A 21,751-nucleotide genomic window follows, 5' to 3' on the forward strand; every position below is an offset into this window, starting at 1 on the left:
CGCACCCAGATGTGCCTTCAGGCGTAGATTCCTTAGCCGCGTTCAAGGAACGCCTCCTTTTCGGGGTTCAGATACTCGTCAATTGCGGCGGCCAAGGCCTGTTGGCCCTCCAGTCCGGGATCGTTGGCAACGAGCCACTGGGCATCGGTGCGGGCGCGGGCGATCACGTCCTCATGCTCCAGGACCCGCAACAACTTCAGGGTGGAGCGCCCGCCGGATTGCGAAGCGCCCAGGATATCGCCTTCCCGGCGCAGCTTGAGGTCTTCCTGGGAAAGCTCGAAGCCGTCGGTAGTGGAAGCAACGGCATCCAGGCGCCTGCGGCTTGGGTGGCCGGGTTCGAGCGTCGTGACCAGCAGGCAAGTCCCCGGAAGACCACCGCGGCCTACCCTCCCACGCAACTGGTGGAGTTGCGAAATGCCGAAGCGGTCGGCGTCGAGGATCACCATCAGGGTGGCGTTATGGACGTCCACGCCCACCTCAATGACCGTGGTGGACACCAGTAGCTGGGTCTGGTTGGCGGTGAACGAGGCCATGGTTTCGGACTTGAGTGCCGGATCCTGCCGTCCGTGGAGGGGCTCCACCCGGACGCCGCGCAGGGCGGGCTCCTGGCTGAGCGTTTCAACGACGGCGGTCACCGAGGCGAGCTCGCGCGCGGGGCCTTCCTCCGAAAGTTCGGCGTCGCTGGGTTCCGCTTCACCCGGGCTGAAGTCGCCGTCGTCGTCGTCTCCGATCTTGGGACACGCGACGTACACCTGGTGGCCGGCGTCGATCTCTTCCCGCGAGCGTTTCCAGATCCTGGCCGCCCAGCCCGGGTTTTCGGCGAGCCCGACGACATGGGTGGAGATGGGCGCCCGGCCCGCAGGAAGTTCGTCCAGCACGGAGGTTTCGAGGTCGCCGAAGACGGTCATGGCAACAGTGCGCGGAATCGGGGTAGCCGTCATCACCAACAGGTGGGGTGGCCGGTTGGCCTTGGCCCGCAGGGCGTCGCGCTGCTCCACGCCAAAGCGGTGCTGCTCGTCCACCACGATCAGGCCGAGATCCTGGAACGAGGTCTTGTCACTCAGGAGCGCATGGGTGCCGATCACAATGCCGGCGTTGCCCGAGGCCGCGTCCAGCATGGCTTGCTTGCGGGCAGCTGTCGGCATCGAGCCCGTCAGCAAGGCGACCTGGACCGTACCGGGTCCACTCCCGGGCTCGCTGTCCAACAATCCGGCCCCGCCCAGCATCCCGGCACCTCCGAACAAACCGTCGCGGGACAGCGTGCCCAGGGTCTTCCGGATGGAATCAAAGTGCTGTGCCGCGAGGACCTCCGTCGGGGCAAGCAGCGCCGCCTGCCCGCCGGCATCCACCACTTGCAGCATGGCCCGCAAGGCGACGATCGTCTTTCCGGAACCAACTTCGCCCTGCAACAAGCGGTTCATGGGCGAGTCCTGTGCCAGCTCGTGGGAAAGCGTCTTTCCGACGGCGGCCTGGCCGGCAGTCAACGTGAACGGAAGCTGCCTGTCGAAGGCAGCGAGGAGCCCTTCGGGCACCGGCCGACGAGCGGTGGCCTCCTCTGCGGCCAACTGGGCCCGCCGCCGTGCCAGCGCAGTCTGCAGAACCAGTGCCTCCTGGTAGCGGAACCGGTCACGGGCGCGCTGCCAGTCAGCCGCCGTTTCCGGAGAATGGATCAGCCGGTACGCGTCCCCCACCCCCAGGAATTTCTCCCGGAACACGATTTCGGCAGGCAGCGGATCCTCGATGCTGTCCACATCGATGGTGTCCAGCAGCGTGGTGATGACCTTGTGGATGGACCAACTGGTGAGCTTCGCCGTGGCCGGATACACGGGAATGGGCATGGCTGCAAGCTTTTCCGGATCGACGGAACCGGCCAGCTCCGGATCCTCGTCGAGCAGCATGAAGTCCGGATTGGTCATGCCCAGCGATCCGCCGTAGCGGCTGACCTTGCCGGAGAACATCACCCTGCGGCCCGGTTGAAGCTCATTGCGGGCGCGGAAGCCGTTGAAGAAACTGATCTTCAAGGTTCCGGGAATCTGCTCACCGCTGGCCTCGTCCGTCACCACGACGTCCGTCAACGATCCGCGCCTTGCCCGCATTTGGCGGGTTGAATTGGACAGCACCCTGGCAATGAGGGTGGCCTCTTCATCCAACGGCAGATTACTGATGGGCGTCAGCTCCCCGCGGCTCAGGTAACGACGGGGAAAGTAGTTCAGGAGCTCCCCTACAGTGTCCAGGCCAAGGTGCTTCTCGATGACGGACGCGGAGCGTTTGCCGATCCTCCGCTCGAGGGGAAGGTGAAGCTCAGTATTCATGCCCGTGCAGGCCTGCCGGAAGGCCTGGGTCGCGCGGCATGGAGAGCTGGCTGACGGAGATATCGGTGGGCTCGCCGAGCGAGCGGATGACTGCCACGGCGGATTCAGCTTCCGGAACGTGGACGTGGACGCGCCACCGGTAGCTGGCTTCTGCGGCGTCCTCGTCGTCATCGTCGTCGTCCCCGCCATCATTCGGTCCCGATGGGCCGCTCGCGCTGCCCACTTGGCTCATGATGACGGAGTCGCCAAGTTCGTCCAGCCGCTGACGGAGCGTGGCAGCGTCCAACGGTGAAAGGCTGATGGTGCACATGACCTCGACGCCGTCGTCGTCGGGCATTCCCGCATGGATGTGCGGATCCTGCAGGTCATAGCCGTGCAGCCCGTCCAGGAGCTCATCCTGGAGTTCTTCCCCAAGCACAGCCGAACGCAGGCAGTCCAGGATCAAGAGCATGCCCACCCCACCCGCATCCACTACGTGCGCGGCGTGTAGCGGCGCGAGTTGGTCCTCGGTTTGCACCACAGCATCCAGCGCGGCATTGACGGCGGCGTCCAGGGCAAGGCCCAGCGCCTGGTTGCTGTCGTCGCCGTTGTGGGCACTATCGCATTCGCCTGCCGCCCTGGCGGCAGCTTCGAGAACGGAGAGCATGGTGCCCGGAACCGGCTCGCTCAAGGCCGACCATGCCCTGATCTGGGCCCGGTTCAGGGCTGCGGCAAGCAGGGGCGCACTGAGGCGGGTGTGCCCGACCAGCGGCTCGGCCATTGCGCACAAAAATACAGCAAAGAGTGTTCCGGAGTTCCCCCGGGCCTGCTCCATCGCCACCCGTCCGGCCGCGGCCAGAACGGCGCCGACGTCGTTCACCGGTTCGTCGGCGATGGAACGATCTGCGAATGATGCCGCGGCGGAGCGGACAGTGAGGTAGAGGTTCGTGCCGGTGTCGCCGTCGGCCACCGGGAAGATATTGATGGCGTTGAGGCGGTCGCTGTGGTTCCCGAGCGTCGTCTCCGCTTTGCCCAGCCACCGCTTCATGGCGTGCGTATTGGCGGCAATCTTAGTCTGCAAAGTGATCCCATCCCACGGTGTCAGCGGGCATTCCCGCTATCCGGACGCCGCTGTGCTGTCCTTCGGCAACGGCCTGGATCGAGCCTATCGCAGTGAAGCCGGAAGGTAGCTGAACATCTGCTGGAAATGTCACCAGCAGGCCGTGGTCCTCTCCCCCGCCCAGGATCCAGTCCATGGGATCGCGGCCAAGGGGAGCCGAGGCAGCTTCCAAGGGTGCGGCGAGTGCCTTGAGCGCGATGGGATCGAGGTCGAGCGCGACGCCGCTGGCTTCGGCGAGGCGGGAGCCGTCGCGCAAGAGCCCGTCGGAGACGTCCATCATGGCCGTCGCTCCTGCCTTGGCAGCCTGCGGGCCTGCGGCGAGGGGCGGCTGCGGCCGGCACTGGCTGTCCATGAGTGCGCGCTGGGCGGCGTCCAGCTTGCCTACGGGTATGGTGCTTTCGAGCAGGGCCAGGCCGGCTGCGGCACGTCCAACAGTTCCGGCAAGGGCGAGAATGTCTCCCGGCCGGGCCCCGGACCGCAAGACAGCAGGGAGTCCGTGCATTGTCCCGACGACGGCGACGGTCACCGCGATTTCGCGGCCGCGGCCCAGGTCTCCCCCGGCAACCGAACAATCGGCAGCCCCCAAGCCGACGATGCCGGCCGTGAGGCCATCCGCGAAGTCCACGACCCACTGCACCGGGGTGCCGGGCGGCATGGTCAAGCTGACGACGAGGGAGACGGCGGTACCACCCATTGCGTTGATGTCGCTGAGATTCTGGGCTGCCGATTTCCAGCCGACGTCATAGCCTGTAGTCCGGTATCCGTTGTTCCATTCCAGGCGGAAGTCCTGGTCCTGGGTCTGGGTGTCGATGGAAATGAGGGTCCGGCCATCCGGGGCGGCGACGACTGCGGCGTCATCCCCCGGCCCGAGCAGCACGCTGTTGCTGTGGTTCAGGCGCGGAAAGATGCGCGCGAGGAGCTCGCCTTCGGAGAGCTCACCGACAGTCTGTTGTTCTTTGGACACAGCTCTACGCTATCGCGAACCGCCGACAACAAAGAGCTGTCCGTGGCGCCCGCTTCCCCGATCCTCGGCTCGCCGCAGCCGCGATAGGCTTGATCAATGCATCAAACGAAAGCCGCTGTGTACGTCCGCGCCCTCTGTTCCTTGACAGCCGCGGCGGCTTCGGTTCTTGCCCTTGCAGCCTGCTCCCCCGTGGTCGACGTGAAGCCCGCGGCCGATGCCGCGAATGCTGCCTGCGCGCCCATGATGGTTTCGCTCCCGGACACCATCGGCGACGCCGCCCTGCGGAAGACCAATAGCCAGGCCACGGCGGCATGGGGCGACCCGTCGGTGTTGATTCTGCGTTGCGGCGTCAACGTCCCCGGCCCCACCACCGACCGCTGCGTCACCGTCAACGACGTCGACTGGGTCATCAAGGAAGGCGACCCGGTATGGACCCTGACCACGTACGGGCGCGAGCCCGCCACGGAAATCCTCATGGACCCGAACAAGATCAGCTCCGCCACGGTCCTTGCCGATCTGGCGCCTGCGGCGGCGAAAATCAAGGCCGTGCGCAAATGCGTCGGCCAGCCTGAGCTGCTGCAGAACCTGCCCACGAGCACCCCCGGCAAGTAGCAGGCTCAGCCCAGGCCGGTCGTCGGCGCCGGCCGGCTATCAGCGCAGGCCGGTTTTGCGGTTGAGCGCCAGGTAGATGAGTTCGTCGATCAACTCGGCATAGCCCAACCCGGAAGCCGCCCACATTTGCGGATACATGCTCTTCGGGGTGAATCCGGGCATCGTGTTGATCTCGTTGATGATAAGTTCGCCGTCCGGAGTGTAGAAAAAGTCCACGCGGCTGAGGCCTTCGGCACCGACCGCATCGAACGCGGCCGCCGCGAGCTCGCGGACGCGCGCAATGGCCTCGTCGGGAATGTCGGCCGGGCAGCTAAGGGCTGCTGCGCCGTCCTCCACATATTTGGCGTTGAAGTCGTAGAACTCGTGTTCTCCTGGAGCGACGGCGATTTCCCCCGGCATGGAGGTTCGCGGGGCCGCAGTGCCACGTCCTTCAAGGACTGCGCACTCGATTTCGCGGCCGACAATCCCGGCCTCGATCACCAGCTTGAGGTCGTGCCGCCGTGCTTCTTCGATGGCGGCATCCAAATCATCCATCGAATCAACCTTGGAAATTCCCATCGAGGAACCGGCGCGGGCGGGCTTCACGAAGACGGGAAAGCCGAGACGGTCCACGCGCTTGCGCACGGCTTCGGCGTCGTTGATCCATTCGCGGTCAGTGACGGCGACATACGGTCCCACGGTAAGCCCGGCGGCCTCGAAAACGACCTTCATGTAGTGCTTGTCCATGCCGACGGCGGATGCGAGGACTCCCGCTCCAACGTAGCGGGTGTCCGAGAGCTCCAAGAGGCCCTGGATGGTGCCGTCTTCGCCCCACGGGCCGTGCAGGAGCGGAAAGACGACGTCCACGGAGCCCAGTTCCTCGGGCACCGCATTTGGCGCCGTGACGATCAATTGGTGGGCTCCGCCCACCTCGGCGAGGGTTACGGTCTCGCCGGAAGGCAGCACTTCAGGCAAGGCCGAGGCGCTCAGCGACCACTGGCTGATGTCAGCCGAGGGAATCACCCACTGCCCTGACTTGGCTATCCCGATGGGGACGACGTCGTACTTGCTCTTGTCGATGGCGCCCATGACGCCGGCCGCCGTCACGCAGCTGACCGCGTGCTCGCTGGATCGGCCACCAAAGAGCACGGCGACGCGGGGCCGCCGATGTTTGGCCGGCTTCGCGGACCCGGCAGTTCCGGCAGAAGCGGTTGTTCCGGCGGACTCAGCGGTTCCGGCAGACAGGGATTCTTCGGTCACGGTCAGTAATCGCCTTCGGACTTCAAGGAGCGGGCCAGGAGTCTGGGCCCAAGTTCATCAACGGACAGTTTGCCTTCGAGGACGGCCACAACGGCCGCGGTGATCGGCATGTCGACACCGAGTTTCCCGGCTAGTTCGTAGACAGCGTACCCGGATTTGATGCCTTCCGCCGTCTGAGTCATGTGCTCGGTGACCTGTTCAAGGGTCAAACCTTCGCCGAGCAACCGCCCGGCCGTGTGGTTTCGGGACAAGGGCGAAGAACAGGTAGCCACGAGGTCTCCCAGTCCGGCAAGTCCGGCCATCGTGCGCGCTTCGCCGCCCAGGGCAAGAGCCAGCCTCGATGTCTCCGCGAGGCCGCGAGTGATCACGGACGCCTTGGTATTGTCGCCCATTTGCTTGCCTTCGCAGATACCGACGGCAAGGGCAATGACGTTTTTCACGATTCCCCCGATTTCGACGCCGACCACGTCGTTGCTCGTGTAGGGGCGGAAGTACGGCGCGGTGCAGTAGAGCGCGAACGATGCAGCCGTGGCTTCGTCGCTGCAGGCCACCACAGAGGCTGTCGGTTCCTGGCGGGCGATCTCCATTGCCAGGTTGGGTCCCGAAACAACGGCCACGCGTTCCTGCGGAATGTCGAGTTCCTCGGAAATGACTTCGCTCATGCGGGAATCCGTACCGAGTTCAAGGCCCTTCATGAGGGAAACGACCACGGCGCCGGGTGCCACGAGCGGTTTCCATTTGCGCAGTTGAAGCCGAAGCGACTGCGCCGGCACGGCGAGGATCACGATTCCGGCGCCCGCAAGGACCTCGGCCACATCCGTTGAAGCCGTGATGGAGTCCGGCAGTGCAATGTCCTTCAGGTACTGCGTGTTGCGGTGCTCCGCGTTGATCTGGTCGACCACTTCGTCCCGCCGGCCCCAAATGCGGATACTGCGCTCCGCACCGCTCGCAAGTGCAGCATCAGCCAGGACCTTCGCGAACGTCGTACCCCAGGATCCCGCGCCAAGCACAGCCACAACGCCTTTGTCGGCGATGAGTTCTTCCCCGGAAGTCACTTCAGTCCGTCCGTGCCATCGGTGCCCGCGGTTCCCTCAGTCGCTTGGAAGCGGCCGTGCTTCGACTGATTGTGGGCAGCAGGGTCCCAGCGTTCCTTGGGCGGTTCTTCCCCGCGCAAGGTAGCAAGAAGCTCCGTGATGGCAACCATGATGATGTCCGTAGCCTCAACAAGGGTGGCCCGGTCCAGCGGCCGGCCCTGGAAAGCGCTGAGGTCCACGGGATCGCCTACCAGGATGCGGGATGTCTTCCGCGGGAACACGTGCAGGCGTTTGGCGTAACGGGGAAACACCTCATGGGCACCCCAATGGGCAATGGGAACCACAGGGGCACCCGTCTGGATTGCCAGGCGGGCAGCTCCCGTGTGGCCCTTCATCGGCCACAAATCCGGATCGCGCGTCAGGGTGCCCTCCGGATAGATGATGATGGCGCCGCCGGCATCCACCACTTCCTGGGCGGCTTGCAACGAGCGGTTCGCCCCCGTCGTCGAGCGCTCCACGGGAATCTGGTTCGTGGCGCGCAACAGGCTGCCGAGGACCGGCGCCTTGAAGAGGCCCGCCTTCGCGAGGAAATGCGGCGGACGCTTCATGTTGTAGAGCATGTGCCCCACGACGATGGGGTCGATCTCGGTGCAGTGGTTCGGGGCGGCGATGAAGCCACCCGCGGGAAGCTTGTCGGTCCCCTCCCACTTCTTTGCCATGAGGACGTTCATGAGCGGTCGTGCAAGTCCCGCAAGAACAGCGAACATGGCACGGCTCTGGGCCGATTCCTTCAAGGTGTCCCCCGTTACTTGGATTCGGTGAGGTCGAAATCGGCGCCCAGGCCGGCGAGCTTTTCGGTGAAGCGCTCGTAGCCGCGGTTGATGATGTCGATCCCGGTCACCCTGGACGTGCCGGTCGCGGCGAGCGCAGCAATGAGGTGGCTGAATCCGCCACGGAGGTCGGGGATGTCGATGTCGGTTCCCCTGAGCGGAGTGGGTCCTGAGACGACGGCGGAGTGCAGGAAGTTGCGCTGGCCGAAGCGGCAGGGCACGCTTCCGAGGCATTCACGGTGGACCTGGATGGTTGCGCCCATGCGGGTCAGGGCGTCGGTGAAGCCGAAGCGGTTTTCGTACACGGTTTCGTGGACGATCGACACGCCTTCAGCCTGGGTCAGGGCGACCACCAGGGGCTGTTGCCAGTCGGTCATGAAGCCCGGGTGCACATCCGTCTCAAGGACGAGCGGGCTCAGCTTTCCGCCAGGGTGGTAGAAACGGATGCCGTCCTCGCGGATGTCCATTCCGCCGCCCACCTTGCGGTAGGTGTTGAGGAACGTCATCATGTCCCGCTGGGAAGCGCCCTCCACGAAGATGTCTCCCCGGGTCACCAAGGCAGCCGAAGCCCACGACGCCGATTCGTTGCGGTCTGCCAGTGCGCGGTGGTCGTAGCCACCCAGGTCCCGAACGCCCTCGATCCGGATGGTGCGATCGGTCTGGACGCTGATGATGGCACCCATCTTCTGCAGCACAGCGATGAGGTCGATGATTTCGGGTTCGGTGGCGGCACCGCTGAGTTCGGTGATGCCCTCGGCGCGGGTGGCACTCAGCAGGACCTGTTCCGTGGCTCCCACCGACGGGTACGGGAGTGAGATCTTGGCGCCGTGAAGTCCCTTGGGAGCGGAGATGTGGATGCCGCCCGGGCGCTTTTCGACGACGGCGCCAAACTGGCGGAGCACGTTCAGGTGGTAGTCGATGGGCCGGTCGCCGATCTTGCAGCCACCGAGATCGGGAATGAAGGCTTCTCCGATCGCATGAATCAAGGGACCGCAGAGCAGGATCGGGATACGGGAGTCCCCGGCGTGCGCGTCGATCGCGGTGCTGGACGCCGTCTTCGCATTCTTCGGATCCAGAGTGAGATCGCCGGTGACGGGATCCTTCTGCACAGTCACGCCGTGGAGCTGCAAGAGGCTGGTGACCACCTCGACGTCCTTGATTTCCGGGACGTTCCGCAGCACCGACGGTTCGTTGCCGAGGAGGGAAGCCACCATGGCCTTGGGAACAAGGTTCTTGGCACCTCTGACGGTGACGCGGCCAGTCAAAGGGACGCCGCCGCGGATTGTCAGAACACTACTCATCTATACCGGTTTCCTCACGAGTTGATGCCCCCACACTTACGAAGGCTCCAGCTAAGCATAAAAGCTGACGTTACCGATTCGAAATGCCGGGGCGCGGCGAAGGCCGGCTTTCAGCGACGCGGGGTCACTTACGGCCCATGTTGCCGCCCGGCATGGGCCGTAAGTGACCCCGCGTTCGTGCCCGATCCATGGATAACCCCTCATTCCAACCCCAACGACAACCATGGAGGCACAGTTGCAAGAATGGCCCGGCACAATGAGCTGGTCCGGATTTGCCGGGGTTTGTACCTTCCGGTCAGCCGCTGGATGGAGCTTGAGGATTGACCGTTGTCCGCTGGATGTGGCCGGAAGCGCAAGACGGTGCCGAACTCTTGGTGACGCTGCACAACGCCGGGATCAGGCCATGGCCACATCCCGCGAAACGCGTCACGCAGACGAAAAGGACCGGCGCACCCGTTCTTTCGGGTGCACCGGTCCTTTCAAGGTACGGAAGCTGCTCGGTTCGCGCTACTGGGTGCGCGCCGGCAGGGTTTTCGGTTTGAAGGAAGGCCTTGTGGCCTCGTAGGCCGTGATGTCTTCCTCGTGCTGGAGCGTCAGTCCGATGTCATCCAGGCCCTCGAGGAGGCGCCAGCGGGTGTAGTCATCGATCTCGAAAGGTGCGACGACGTTTCCGCACTCAACGGTCTTGGACACGAGGTCCACCTTGACTTCGGTGCCGGGCGCGTTTTCAAGGACTTTCCAGATGAGCTCGATGTCGTCCTGGGCAAGCTCGGCCGCCAGGAGGCCTTGCTTTCCCGAGTTGCCGCGGAAAATATCCGCGAACCGGGACGAGAGCACGGCTTTGAAGCCGTAGTCCTTCAGCGCCCAGACTGCGTGCTCGCGGGATGAACCGGTACCGAAATCGGGTCCCGCCACCAGTACGGAGCCGGCGTTGAAGGGTTCCTGGTTGAGGATGAAGGACGGGTCCTTCCGCCACGCCGAGAACAGGGCGTCCTCGAAACCGGTACGCGTAATCCGCTTCAAGTAGACCGCGGGAATGATCTGGTCCGTGTCCACATTGCTCTGGCGCAGCGGGACACCGATGCCGGTGTGGGTGGTGAACTTTTCCATGGGGCCCTCCTAGGCGGCGTCGGTGGTGGTGGATGCGGAAACAGAGGCGGGCTCCAGGTCCGAAGGCGAGCTCAGCGTTCCGCGGACTGCCGTGGCTGCGGCGACTACCGGCGAAACCAGGTGGGTACGTCCGCCCTTGCCCTGGCGTCCTTCGAAGTTGCGGTTCGAGGTGGAGGCACAGCGCTCCCCCGGTTCCAGCTGGTCCGGATTCATGCCCAGGCACATGGAGCAACCGGCGAAGCGCCATTCAGCGCCGAATTCCTTGAACACCTTGTCCAGGCCCTCGGCTTCGGCTTCAAGGCGGACGCGTGCCGAGCCGGGGACCACGAGCATGCGGACCTTGGGGTCCTTTTCGCGCCCGCGTATGACATCGGCGGCGGCCCGGAGGTCCTCGATGCGGGAGTTCGTGCAGGATCCGAGGAAGACCGTGTCCACCCGGATGTCCTTCATGGGCGTCCCGGCTTCGAGGCCCATGTACTGCAGCGCGCGCTCGGCAGCCAGCTTGGCGTTCTCGTCACCGAAGTCCGCGGGGAACGGCACTGCCTCGTTGAGCGAAATGCCCTGGCCCGGGTTGGTCCCCCAGGTCACGAACGGCTCCAAGGTATCGGCGTCGAGGTCCACCTCGACGTCGAAAGTTGCGTCGTCGTCGGTGTGCAGCGTGTTCCAGTATTCGACGGCGGCATCCCACTCGTCGCCTTGGGGGGCGTGCGGGCGGCCGTACATGTAGTCGTACGTCGTCTGGTCCGGGGCCACCAGGCCAGCGCGGGCGCCGGCCTCGATGGACATGTTGCAGATGGTCATGCGGGCATCCATGGAGAGCGCCCGGATGGCCGAGCCGCGGTACTCCAGGACGTAGCCCTGCCCGCCGCCGGTGCCGATCTTGGCAATGACTGCAAGGATGATGTCCTTCGCCGAAACGCCCGGACGCAGAGTGCCTTCTACGTTGATGGCCATGGTCTTGAACGGCTTGAGGGACAACGTCTGGGTGGCCATGACGTGTTCCACCTCGGAAGTGCCGATACCCATGGCGAGTGCTCCGAAGGCGCCGTGGGTCGAGGTGTGTGAATCGCCGCAGACAACCGTCATGCCGGGCTGGGTGAGGCCCAGCTGGGGTCCGACAACGTGCACAATGCCCTGCTCGGCGTCGCCGAGCGAGTGCAGGCGGACTCCGAACTCCTTGCAGTTGTTCCGCAAGGTCTGGATCTGGGTGCGGCTGGTCAGATCGGCAATCGGCTTGTCGATGTCCAGGGTCGGAGTGTTGTGGTCCTCCGTGGCGATCGTGAGGTCCGGGCGGCGCAGGGGTCGTCCAGCAAGGCGCAAGCCCTCAAAGGCCTGCGGGGAGGTCACCTCATGCACGAGGTGCAGGTCGATGAACAGAAGATCGGGCTGGGCGTTGGCTCCTTCGCCTTCGCCCTTGCGCACCACGTGCGCATCCCAAACTTTCTCGGCCAGTGTCTTTCCCACGGCCTGCTCCCTTCACTGCGGTTGGCTTGACTACTTCCACTGAACATCAGTGATCCGAACTGCGCCAGTGAAACAACTTGCATCTCAGATATTGAGACGGCAATATCATTACATGGACAATTCTAGTGGAGTCGGCGTCATCGATAAAGCGGCCCAGGTGCTCGACGCACTTGAGGCGGGGCCAACCACCTTGGCTCAACTTGTGGCGGCAACAGGGCTGGCCCGCCCCACGGTGCACCGCCTTGCGCTGGCGCTCGTCCACCACCGCCTCGTGAGCCGCGACATCCAAGGGCGTTTTGTCCTCGGCAGCCGCCTTGTCGAGCTTGCTTCGGCCGCCGGCGAAGACCGGCTCATCGCTTCCGCAGGCCCCGTCTTGATCCAGTTGCGCGACGCCACCGGAGAGAGCGCCCAGATCTTCCGACGCCAGGGCGACTGGCGCGTCTGCGTTGCCTCGGCCGAACGTCCGATCGGCCTGCGCGACACCATTCCCGTAGGCACACAGCTCTCCATGAAGGCCGGCTCCGCCGCCCAGATCCTGCTGGCATGGGAAGACCACGACCGCCTCTTGGACGGGCTTCAGAACGCCCGGTTCACGCCGACAGTGCTGGCAGGAGTACGACGCCGGGGCTGGGCCCAGAGCCTCGGCGAACGCGAGCCTGGAGTCGCCTCGGTCTCCGCACCCGTGCGCGGCCCTTCCGGCCGGGTCATTGCTGCGGTGTCCATCTCCGGCCCCATCGAGCGCCTGACCCGCCAGCCCGGACGCCTGCATGCCGAAGTCGTCTGCAACGCCGCCCGGGTACTGACCGAAGCCCTGCGCAAGAACAACGACTAAGCGCTTCCCGTTTCCCGCCAGCCTCCCCGTCTGCGCCCCTCCTGCAGACGGGCGCAGGTAGGGTAGGCGCATGAACAGCTTTGCCGTGTTCCTGCGCGGGATCAACGTGGGCGGGATCAACATCAAGATGGCCGACCTCAAAGCAGCCCTGAAGGCGTACCCCTTCACCGACGTCAAGACCTTGCTGGCCAGCGGCAACGTGGTGCTCCGGAGCGAGCTCGACGCAGCGGGAGTCAAGGACGAATTCGAAAAGTGCTTGAGGTCGGCATTTGGCTACGACGCCTGGGTGGTGGTCCTGAGCTCCGAAAGGGTTGCCGAACTAGTGGAAGCCTGCCCCTATCCGGCAGACGATAAAACCACGCACAGCTACATCACGCTCGCCTCGGACGCGGCCATGCTGGACGAACTATTCAACGCCGGCGCGGCCCTCGGCGCACCAGGGCAGGGCGGCGTCGAGCAAGTCCGACTGGGTCCCGAGGCGATGGCGTGGCTAGCCCCGGCGGGAGGAACCTTGGACAGCCCCTTCAGCAAGCTCTCCGCAAAGACCCGCTACAAGGCGAGCACCACCACGCGGAACCTCCGCACGCTCATCAAGGTCAGGGATGCTGCAGAGGCCCTTCAGAAGACCACCTGAGCTGCCAGCCGTACTGCTCCCCCTTTATTGAGGGGAGAAATCCACACGAACTTTGGGCAAAGAAAAATCCCCCGGAACCTGATGGTTCCGGGGGATTCATTTTGTGACCCCAGCGGGATTCGAACCCGCGTTACCGCCGTGAGAGGGCGGCGTACTAGGCCGCTATACGATGGGGCCTTGCACTTTGTTTTACTGCCATATTGAATACCGCTTCCGGCATTCAAGCTGAATGAGTATTTCATACATCCAGCATTGTTTCAAATCGGCGAACCGTTTTGAAACTCCAAATTCCCGCGCAAATTCGCGTATTATTCAGAGCTGGGATACCAGGACTCGAACCTAGAATGACGGTACCAGAAACCGTAGTGTTGCCAATTACACCATATCCCATTGGCGCTTTTAGGCCGGATTCGATGGCGTAAACCTTCGCTCCGTGCCCCTCAGCACGAGTAATTACTTTACCCGAGACTTTCGATGCACACAAATCGACCGCGCACGCCCGCGCCCGCCCGATGCGCACCTCGACAATCCCCCGGCAAGGATGACGACATCGAAAAAACCCTTGCAATCGGCAGGGTCTTAGCTTTACTCTCGGTAAGTTACCAATCGGTAACCAACGCCACGCACTTGTTTCGTGGCACAGCTACAGGCCGGGTCGCCTGTTAGCTGCGTCACATGGGGGGATCCCTGGCAGCAGCGCCGCTGTCGGGAAAGTCATCGAGAGGAATTGCCCATGACACCGAACCCTGCAACTGCCACCAGAACGCGGAGCCGTGCCCAGATAATCGCCATTGCCGTGCTCGCACTCCTGTTGATCGCGCTCCTCGGCTTCTACACCCTGGTCATTGGGAAGATCGCGGCGGGGTCGGCGCAGCTGAATGACGGCGCAGGCCAGGCATCCGCCGGCGCAGGCCAGCTCAAGGACGGCGCGGCAAGGCTTGCGGGTGGAGCCGCGGAAGCCGGGACAGGTGCGGCCAAGCTGGCTGATGGCGCGTCAAAAGTCCAAAACGGAATCCAAGGCAAACTAGCCCCGGGAGCCCAGCAGTTGAAGGACGGAGCCGACAAACTCGCAACTGGGGCCGTGAAAATCCAGAATGACGTCAACGCCAAGCTTGCGCCGGGAGTCTACAAAGTGGACGACGGCGCACAGAAGCTCGCGGCGGGTGCCCTGCAGCTTTCCGCGGCACTGACTCCGACGCCGGGCGGCAATGCTGAAAACAATCTCGGAGACGGCGCCACCCAACTAAACAACGGTGCGAACCAGCTCAACAGCGGAGCCGCCCAGCTCAACTCCGGTGCCGCCCAACTCGATGCAGGTGCTTCCAGGCTCGCGGCGGGCACCGACCAGCTGAAAGGCTACCCGGGTGCCGGAGACGATCCCACCAAGGGAACCGGCTCCGCTGCGTTGGCCCAGGGGCTCCAGCAGCTCGCCGACGCCGCCAACGGTATCCAGGGCGTGGTGCCCCTGGCAACGCTGAAGGCCCAGATCAATGCGCTCAACGAGGGCGCGCACCGCCTTGACGCCGGAGCCTCGCAATTGCAGGCCGGAGCTGGCCAGCTTTCGGCCGGAGCGGCGCAACTGCACGCCGGCACCGGACGGCTCGCCGACGGCACCGGGAAGCTGGCAGCAGGGACCGGCAAACTGACGGACGGTTTCGCCATCCTCGCCCAGAAGCTCAACAGCCAGGATCCGGCGTCCCCGGGCGTGGTTCTGGGAACCCAAATGCTCGCCGATGGAACCGCAAAGATCCGCGTGGGCATGGACGGCGTACCTGGCGACCCTGAGCATCCGGGCCTCCTCAAAGCCACCGCCAGCATGACGGACGGCACGTCCCGCTTGGCTGCAGGCACGGACTCGCTGATGACAGGGATCAAGGGCAGCCCTGCTGATCCTTCCTCACCCGGTCTCCTTGACGGTTCCACTGCGTTGGCAGCGGGCGCCTCCAAGTTGTCCGATGGAAACGACAAACTGGCAGCAGGCTCAGCCCAGTTGTCCACCGGTGCCGACAAACTCGCGGACGGAAATGCGCGGATCGCGGCGGGCACCGCGGAACTGCATCAAGGAGCTGCGGCGGTGTCGCCGTCGAGCATGGCCGAAAAGTCGGATACCGGCACGGCGCTCGGACTTGTGGGCGTCCTGGGAGCGGGTTCCATCGGAACGTTCGTGTTCCTGCGGAAGTTCCGGCTGGGGGCTTAGCTGCAGAGCTTCAGGCGAGCAGCCGGGTCAAGGAGTCTATTTCCCGGCCGGAAAAGTCGGAGGCGAGCTCACCAGTGCGATTCAACCAGATGCCCAGCAATCCGGCAGCAGTGGCGCCGTCGGCGTCGAGAAGGCGGTTGTCTCCCACAAAAAGGGTCTCGGCCGGGGTGGTGCCCAAGCGACGGACCCCTTCCAGGTAAATGGCGGGGTCCGGCTTGGGCACGCCTACGGTGTCCGTTCCGACAAGGACCGAGACCCGGGCAAGCCCCGCACTGTCGAGCTTGACCCGCTGGTAGTCGTGAACGTTGTTGCTCACGGCGCCGTAGGGGATGCCCGCGGCGTCGAGAGCGTCGAGGACGGGCAGGACGTCGCTGAACGCCCTGACATAACTGGGCTGCAGGCGCGAGTAGTCATTGAGCCACGTGTGGGAGTCCTCTCCCCCGAGCTCCACACCGAAATGCCCAAGGGCCGCGCGGCCACGGAGGAGCCGCTGCTCGTTGAACGTCAATTCACCGGCTAGGTACCGGTCATAGAAATGCGTGGTTTCGTGCGTGAAGATCCGTCCGAACTTCTCCCACCCGGCCTGGTCCAGGCCGGGCAGGAGGTGTTCGCTCACGTCACGCAAGGCCGTGGTCATGGCGTACTCAAGGTCCACCAGGGTGTCGTCGATGTCGAACAGGACACCGCGGACCGTGCCGAATGACTCATGAAGTGCGTTGATCACGGAGTGCCTGAACTAGCCGCGGAACGCGCGCAGGCGGGTGAGCGAGGAATCCTTGCCCAGGATAACCATCGATTCGAACAGCGGCGGCGAGATGCGGCGGCCGGAGATTGCCGTGCGCACCGGGCCGAACGCGAGGCGCGGCTTGATCCCAAGACCTTCCACCAACGCTTGCTTGAGCGCTGCCTGGATGCTTTCCGCTGTCCAGTCGGCGAGGGGTTCCAGCGCAACCAACGCGGCGTCCAGCACCTCGACCAGGTTCTCGGGAAGTCCCTTGCGGGCGTCCTCGGCGATGTCGATCGCGTCGTCCTTCTTGAACAGGAAGGCGAGCATCTCGGGAGCTTCGCCCAGCAGGGTGATCCGTTCCTGGACCAGCGGCGCGGACTCGGCAAGGATCTCTTCCTGGCGCGGAGTCAGGATCTCCCCCACGAAACCTGCGGCACGCAGGTACGGCACGAGCCTCTGACGGAAGTCCTCGGGCGTGAGCATGCGCACGTGCGTACCGTTGATGGCCTCGGCCTTCTTGATATCGAAGCGCGCAGGGTTGCCCAGGACATCGTGGATGTCGAAGTTGGCCACGAGCTGCTCCACGGTGAAGATATCCTCATCGGCGCTCAGCGACCAGCCCAGGAGTGACAGGTAATTGAGCAATCCTTCACGGATGAACCCACGTTCACGGTGCAGGAACAGGCTGGATTCCGGATCGCGCTTGGAAAGCTTCTTGTTGCCCTGGCCCATGACATAGGGAAGGTGGCCGAACTCGGGCATGTACTCAGCCACGCCGATGGCGTAAAGCGCGCGGTAGAGGGCGATCTGCCGGGGAGTGGAGCTGAGCAGGTCCTCGCCGCGGAGGACGTGCGTGATGCCCATGAGTGCATCGTCCACGGGGTTCACGAGCGTGTACAGCGGAGCTCCGTTGGCACGCACCACAGCGAAGTCAGGCACGGATCCCGCCTTGAACGTGATCTCCCCGCGCACAAGGTCGTTGAAGGTCAGGTCTTCGTCCGGCATGCGCAGGCGCAGCACGGCATTGCGGCCCTCGGCCTTGTACTGGGCGAGCTGTTCCTCGGTGACGTGCCGGTCAAAGCCGTCGTAGCCGAGCTTCGGATCCCGCCCTGCGGCGCGGTGCCGTGCTTCGATCTCCTCGGGAGTGGAGTACGACTCATAGATGTGACCGCCGGCCTTGAGCTTGGCGATGACGTCCTGGTACATGTCGCTGCGCTGCGACTGGCGGTACGGTTCGTGCGGCCCGCCAACCTCGACGCCCTCGTCCCAGTCGATGCCGAGCCACTTCAACGCATCAAGCAGTTGGTGGTAGCTCTCCTCGCTGTCGCGGGCCGAATCGGTGTCCTCGATCCGGAAAATCAGCTTGCCACCCGTGTGCCGCGCGTAGGCCCAGTTGAAGAGGGCCGTGCGGATCAACCCAACGTGCGGAGTTCCCGTAGGTGAGGGACAGAACCGGACGCGGACCGGGGTTTCGGCGTTCACGGCGGGAATGGCGGCAGAGTTCGGCGCAGCAACAGTAGTCATAGTGGTTCCAACTTTACCCCGTGGCGGTGGGCGGAATGCCCAGTGCCAGCGGGTCCAGAGCGACCGGCTGGGCGGAACGCCGAGCCTCTTAGCGGCGGACTACCGGGTTGGACAAGCGGCCGATGCCTTCGATCTCGATCTCGTAGCGGTCGCCCTCCTGGACCAGCCCGACGCCGGCAGGAGTCCCGGTCATGATGACATCACCCGGAAGCAGGGTGAAAGCCTGCGAAACGATCGACACCAGCTCGCGCACGCTGCGGATCATCTGGTTCGTGCTGCCGTCCTGGCGGAGTTCGCCATTGAGCCAGCCCTTGATGGCCAGGTCTTCGGGATCGAGTTCCGTCTCGATCCACGGGCCGAGCGGCGCGGAGGTGTCAAAGCCCTTGGCACGCGCCCACTGCAGGTCCGTCTTCTGGACGTCGCGGGCCGTGAGGTCGTTGCCGCAGGTGTAACCGAAAATGACGTCGTCCACGCGGTCCTCGGGCACGTCCTTGCAAATGCGGCCGATGACGACGCAGAGTTCCGCTTCGAAGGAGACTTCCTCCGAGAACTCAGGCAACACGATCGGATCGTTGGGGCCAACGACGGCGGTATTCGGTTTCAGGAACAGCAAGGGGTGCTGCGGAACTTCATTACCGAGTTCCCGGGCATGCTCGGCGAAGTTCCGTCCGACGCCGATGACCTTGCTGCGGGGAATAATCGGGGCCAGAAGGCGAACGTCCTCCAGCTTGTGGCGGACCGAGGTCCGCTCGACGCCGTTGAAGAAGGGGTCGCCGTGGATGACAGTGATCATTTCACTGCCTGGCTCACCTTCAACGACGCCGTAGACGGGATCAGAATCAACAACAAACCGGGCGATACGCATGGGTTCTAGCGTACCGTCCGCCGGCGGCCGCTATGCGCGCACTGAAGAGGTGCCTGCTAGCCGCGCAGATAGTCCAATTGCGCCGCCACCGAAGTTTCAGCTGCCCAGCGCACGGAAGGATCGACGTCGGGATACACCGCATCGGTGACAGCTTGGACTTCGGCTTGGGCGCCGAGGCGCGCGAGTGCTTCACGGATTTGGTCCAGGCGCATCTCCCTGTGGGCCCGGTACTCGCGGCACACGGCGTCGACGGCTGGCAGGACGGGGCCGTGTGCGGGCAACAGCGTCGCCGGACCGAGGCTTTCGAGCTTGTCGAGGCTGGAGAGGTAATCCCCCAGCCGTCCGTCAGGATAGTCCAGGACGGTGGTGCCCCGCCCCAGGATGGTATCGCCCGTCAGCACCGAGCCGTCCGGTCCGTCGCCCGGAAGGTGGAAGCAGACTGAGTCCGAGGTATGGCCCGGCGTGGCAAGAACCCGGATCTCAACGCCTCCGGCCTCGATGACCTCGCCACCGCGCAACGGCTCGCCGCCGTGGCAATAGGCGGGATCCGCCGCACGGACGGGCGCGCCGGTGAGTTCGTGGAACACCTCAGAGGCCTCGGTGTGGTCCTTGTGGCGATGGGTGATGAGAACGAGCTCCACAGGCCCCGCGGCGGCCAGGGCCGCGAGGTGCGATTCGTCGAGCGGCCCGGGATCCACGACGACCACTCCAGCAGCGTCCGGCGCGGCAATGACGTACGAGTTGGTGCCGTCAAGGCTCATCGGACCCGGATTAGGCGCGAGCCGCGAGCGGGTGAGGTGGCTGCTGTTCTGGAAAGTGGCGTCATTGACCGGATTCACTTCTCCATCTTGGCACACGCCAAGTGGCGGGACCTTGGACGGGAAGCCCGGTTCCGCGAGCCAGGAAGCAAGAGGCAGGCACGGCACACGACGTAACATGGTGCCAAGGAACTGGGACGGATACATGTGGACAGTTGCGGAGGAGGAGCCGAATTGGGGCGGAATCACACCCGACGAAGAGAACTTCTCCGGACGACGACGGCGATCGCCACCGCCTGCCTTTCCGTCCTCGCACTCCTCAGCGCCTGTTCCTCCGACACCGGACCACGGTCCGCCGCGGCCCAGCCCACCGTGGTGATCATCGGAGACTCCCTCAGCACGGGTCACGGCACCTCGCCTGACGAGGCCTGGCCAAAGCTGGTGGAGAACGATCCCGGCTTTCAACAGCTCCAAGCGACCATCGTCAATGCCGCACGGGATGGCAGCGGCTACGTCAGTGTCGGCGAGGACGGATCGACCTTCGGTTCCCAAGTGGACACAGCGGTAACCGACGAGACCCGCCTGGTGCTGTTCTTTGGTTCCGAAAACGATATGGGAACGGCCGCAGGAGAAACCGAGGCTGCGGCCACGCGGGCGTTCGCCTCAGTCAAGTCCCGCGCTCCCCAAGCCGACATCGTCGTGGTCGGGCCGCCGTCGTACACGAGCACGCCCGAAGCCGAAAGGCTCGACATCCGCGACCAGGACAAGGCCGCTGCCCTGAAAGCCGGCGCGCACTTCGTTGATCCGATCGACCTCGGCTGGATCATGGACGATGCCGCGGAGCTCATTGGTCCCGACGGCGACCACCCGTCCGCTGCGGGCCAGCAATATCTGCAGGCCAAGATGGAAGCGCTCATCGGACCGCGGATCCAGCAAGCCAGCACCGGTAACAACCAGCTCACTGGTTAACGGCGACGGCGACCCTCCCACCAGGGTGGGAGGCCGCCGTCGGGCATTTTCCAAGACAGGGCCCACTCCGGCGAGGGACCCAAGCCACGCTTGCGAGGCTTGGGAGCCGGTGGGGACTTAAGCCAGTCGGGTGAGCCAGCCGTGCGTGTCCTCGACCGTTCCGGTCTGGATGCCGAGCAACTGCTCGCGGATGGCCATGGTGGTTTCACCTGCCTTGGCGTCCTCGGAACCGATGAACTCGGTCTTGTCCTTGAGGACGCCGATGGGGGTGATGACGGCGGCGGTTCCGCAAGCAAAGACCTCGGCGATTTCGCCGGAGGCCACGCCGTCGCGCCACTCGGCGAGGGTGATCTTCCGTTCGGAAACCTCGCGGCCCATGTCCTTCGCCACCTGGATGACGGAAGAACGGGTCACGCCTTCGAGGATGGTTCCGGTGAGTGCCGGAGTGACGAGTGAGCCGTCCTTCATGACGAAGAAGACGTTCATGCCCCCGAGTTCCTCGACGGCATCGTCGTTGAAGTGGTCCAGGAAAAGGACCTGCTTGCAGCCGTTCTCTTCGGCTTCCATCTGGGCAATCAGGGACGCGGCGTAGTTTCCACCGCACTTGGCTGCACCGGTGCCGCCGCGGCCGGCGCGCGCGTACTCACGGGAGATCCAGATGGATACCGGCTTGAGTTCGCCGCCGAAGTAGTTGCCGGCCGGAGAAGCGATGACCCGGAAGGAGACCTCGCGGGCTGCGCGGACACCCAGGAAGGCTTCCGTCGCGATCATGAACGGACGCAAGTACAGGGCTTCGCCGTCGCCGGACGGAACCCATTCCTTGTCCGCCTGCACGAGTTCGCGGATGGCGCCGAGGAAGTACTCCTCGGGCAGTTCCGGGAGGGCCAAGCGGCGTGCCGACTTGTTCAGGCGGGCGGCGTTGGCCTCGGGACGGAACGTCCAAACGGAGCCGTCAGCGTGGCGGTATGCCTTGAGGCCTTCGAAGATCTCTTGGCCGTAGTGCAGCACTGCCGCCGAAGGGTCCAGGGAAATCGGTCCGTAGGCCTCGACGCGGGCACTGTGCCAGCCGCCCTTGCCCTGGGTGTCGACGCTGTAGTCGACAATGACGGTGTTGTCGGTGAAGTAGTCGCCAAATCCCGGGTTTGCCAGGATAGCTGCACGCTCCTCAGCAGACTTCGGGGTCTCCGAGAGCTGCTGGCTGAATTCGACGCCGTGGGCAGTCTGAGTCATGTTTCCTCCAGTCGGCTACCAGGCAGAGCGAACCATCTCTTGGAGGATAT

The 21,751-nt window shown here is 64.5% G+C and carries 19 protein-coding genes and 2 tRNA genes; 5 read left to right on the forward strand and 16 right to left on the reverse strand.

Annotated features, from left to right (window positions below):
* Positions 1 to 32: 32 nt before the first annotated feature.
* The 3 genes from QRN51_RS01440 to thiL are packed head-to-tail and all read right to left on the reverse strand — an operon-like array spanning position 33 to position 4,375.
* Positions 33 to 2,312: an ATP-dependent DNA helicase RecG gene (locus QRN51_RS01440; protein ID WP_284988347.1), complete on the reverse strand. Its 2,280-nt coding sequence runs from the start codon at positions 2,310 to 2,312 to the stop codon at positions 33 to 35.
* On the reverse strand, positions 2,302 to 3,339 hold the full coding sequence (locus tag QRN51_RS01445; RefSeq protein ID WP_284988481.1) for a DAK2 domain-containing protein: 1,038 nt from the start codon (positions 3,337 to 3,339) through the stop codon (positions 2,302 to 2,304). Before QRN51_RS01445 ends, QRN51_RS01440 begins: the two co-directional genes overlap by 11 nt.
* Positions 3,340 to 3,361: 22 nt before the next feature.
* The gene (gene thiL, locus QRN51_RS01450; protein WP_284988348.1) at positions 3,362 to 4,375 is read right to left on the reverse strand and encodes a thiamine-phosphate kinase; all 1,014 of its coding nucleotides are present in this window, start codon (positions 4,373 to 4,375) and stop codon (positions 3,362 to 3,364) included.
* A 96-nt stretch (positions 4,376 to 4,471) separates the two neighbouring features.
* Between thiL and QRN51_RS01455 the strand changes: the two genes are divergently transcribed.
* Entirely contained in the window at positions 4,472 to 4,987 is a 516-nt protein-coding gene (locus QRN51_RS01455; protein ID WP_284988349.1) for a DUF3515 family protein, read from the forward strand.
* A 39-nt stretch (positions 4,988 to 5,026) separates the two neighbouring features.
* Here QRN51_RS01455 and QRN51_RS01460 read toward each other — a convergent pair whose 3' ends face one another.
* The 6 genes from QRN51_RS01460 to leuC form a co-directional block, all read right to left on the reverse strand.
* Complete coding sequence (locus tag QRN51_RS01460) at positions 5,027 to 6,226, reverse strand: D-alanine--D-alanine ligase family protein (RefSeq protein ID WP_284988350.1); 1,200 nt, start codon at positions 6,224 to 6,226, stop codon at positions 5,027 to 5,029.
* Between the two features lie 2 nt (positions 6,227 to 6,228).
* Positions 6,229 to 7,281, reverse strand: coding sequence for an NAD(P)H-dependent glycerol-3-phosphate dehydrogenase (locus tag QRN51_RS01465; protein ID WP_284988351.1), 1,053 nt, complete (start codon positions 7,279 to 7,281; stop codon positions 6,229 to 6,231).
* Positions 7,278 to 8,054, reverse strand: coding sequence for a lysophospholipid acyltransferase family protein (locus QRN51_RS01470; protein WP_284988352.1), 777 nt, complete (start codon positions 8,052 to 8,054; stop codon positions 7,278 to 7,280). The genes QRN51_RS01465 and QRN51_RS01470 overlap by 4 nt, the downstream gene beginning before the upstream one ends.
* A gap of 11 nt (positions 8,055 to 8,065) precedes the next feature.
* Positions 8,066 to 9,391, reverse strand: coding sequence for a UDP-N-acetylglucosamine 1-carboxyvinyltransferase (murA, locus tag QRN51_RS01475; protein ID WP_059387657.1), 1,326 nt, complete (start codon positions 9,389 to 9,391; stop codon positions 8,066 to 8,068).
* A 507-nt stretch (positions 9,392 to 9,898) separates the two neighbouring features.
* Positions 9,899 to 10,501, reverse strand: a complete 603-nt coding sequence (leuD, locus tag QRN51_RS01480) for a 3-isopropylmalate dehydratase small subunit (RefSeq protein ID WP_059387656.1) — start codon at positions 10,499 to 10,501, stop codon at positions 9,899 to 9,901.
* A 9-nt stretch (positions 10,502 to 10,510) separates the two neighbouring features.
* Entirely contained in the window at positions 10,511 to 11,965 is a 1,455-nt protein-coding gene (gene leuC / locus QRN51_RS01485; protein WP_284988353.1) for a 3-isopropylmalate dehydratase large subunit, read from the reverse strand.
* Between the two features lie 112 nt (positions 11,966 to 12,077).
* Here leuC and QRN51_RS01490 point away from each other — a divergent pair, with 112 nt between their 5' ends.
* Complete coding sequence (locus tag QRN51_RS01490; RefSeq protein ID WP_028264661.1) at positions 12,078 to 12,797, forward strand: IclR family transcriptional regulator; 720 nt, start codon at positions 12,078 to 12,080, stop codon at positions 12,795 to 12,797.
* A gap of 70 nt (positions 12,798 to 12,867) precedes the next feature.
* The gene (locus QRN51_RS01495; protein ID WP_284988354.1) at positions 12,868 to 13,431 is read left to right on the forward strand and encodes a DUF1697 domain-containing protein; all 564 of its coding nucleotides are present in this window, start codon (positions 12,868 to 12,870) and stop codon (positions 13,429 to 13,431) included.
* A 104-nt stretch (positions 13,432 to 13,535) separates the two neighbouring features.
* On the opposite strand, the gene QRN51_RS01500 is transcribed toward QRN51_RS01495, so the two are convergent.
* Together QRN51_RS01500 and QRN51_RS01505 are read right to left on the reverse strand one after the other, a co-directional pair.
* Positions 13,536 to 13,608, reverse strand: a tRNA-Glu gene (locus tag QRN51_RS01500).
* A gap of 141 nt (positions 13,609 to 13,749) precedes the next feature.
* A tRNA-Gln gene (locus tag QRN51_RS01505) sits at positions 13,750 to 13,821 on the reverse strand.
* Between the two features lie 343 nt (positions 13,822 to 14,164).
* Between QRN51_RS01505 and QRN51_RS01510 the strand changes: the two genes are divergently transcribed.
* Entirely contained in the window at positions 14,165 to 15,628 is a 1,464-nt protein-coding gene (locus QRN51_RS01510; protein ID WP_284988355.1) for a hypothetical protein, read from the forward strand.
* Between the two features lie 10 nt (positions 15,629 to 15,638).
* Here QRN51_RS01510 and QRN51_RS01515 read toward each other — a convergent pair whose 3' ends face one another.
* From QRN51_RS01515 to QRN51_RS01530, 4 genes are all read right to left on the reverse strand, one after another.
* Positions 15,639 to 16,352, reverse strand: a complete 714-nt coding sequence (locus tag QRN51_RS01515) for an HAD family hydrolase (protein WP_253257138.1) — start codon at positions 16,350 to 16,352, stop codon at positions 15,639 to 15,641.
* A 12-nt stretch (positions 16,353 to 16,364) separates the two neighbouring features.
* Positions 16,365 to 17,879 (reverse strand): glutamate--tRNA ligase, encoded by a 1,515-nt coding sequence (gene gltX, locus QRN51_RS01520; RefSeq protein ID WP_284988356.1) that lies wholly within the window; start codon positions 17,877 to 17,879, stop codon positions 16,365 to 16,367.
* An 88-nt stretch (positions 17,880 to 17,967) separates the two neighbouring features.
* Entirely contained in the window at positions 17,968 to 18,744 is a 777-nt protein-coding gene (locus QRN51_RS01525; RefSeq protein WP_059387649.1) for a fumarylacetoacetate hydrolase family protein, read from the reverse strand.
* A 56-nt stretch (positions 18,745 to 18,800) separates the two neighbouring features.
* Positions 18,801 to 19,583 (reverse strand): MBL fold metallo-hydrolase, encoded by a 783-nt coding sequence (locus tag QRN51_RS01530; protein ID WP_059387652.1) that lies wholly within the window; start codon positions 19,581 to 19,583, stop codon positions 18,801 to 18,803.
* Between the two features lie 153 nt (positions 19,584 to 19,736).
* Here QRN51_RS01530 and QRN51_RS01535 point away from each other — a divergent pair, with 153 nt between their 5' ends.
* A complete protein-coding gene (locus QRN51_RS01535; RefSeq protein WP_284988357.1) occupies positions 19,737 to 20,471 on the forward strand; it encodes an SGNH/GDSL hydrolase family protein in 735 nt (244 codons plus the stop codon).
* A 117-nt stretch (positions 20,472 to 20,588) separates the two neighbouring features.
* Here QRN51_RS01535 and QRN51_RS01540 read toward each other — a convergent pair whose 3' ends face one another.
* Positions 20,589 to 21,701, reverse strand: coding sequence for a branched-chain amino acid aminotransferase (locus QRN51_RS01540; protein ID WP_284988358.1), 1,113 nt, complete (start codon positions 21,699 to 21,701; stop codon positions 20,589 to 20,591).
* Between the last annotated feature and the right edge of the window lie 50 nt (positions 21,702 to 21,751).

Source organism: Arthrobacter sp. efr-133-TYG-120, from assembly GCF_030209785.1.
Taxonomy (GTDB): domain Bacteria; phylum Actinomycetota; class Actinomycetes; order Actinomycetales; family Micrococcaceae; genus Arthrobacter.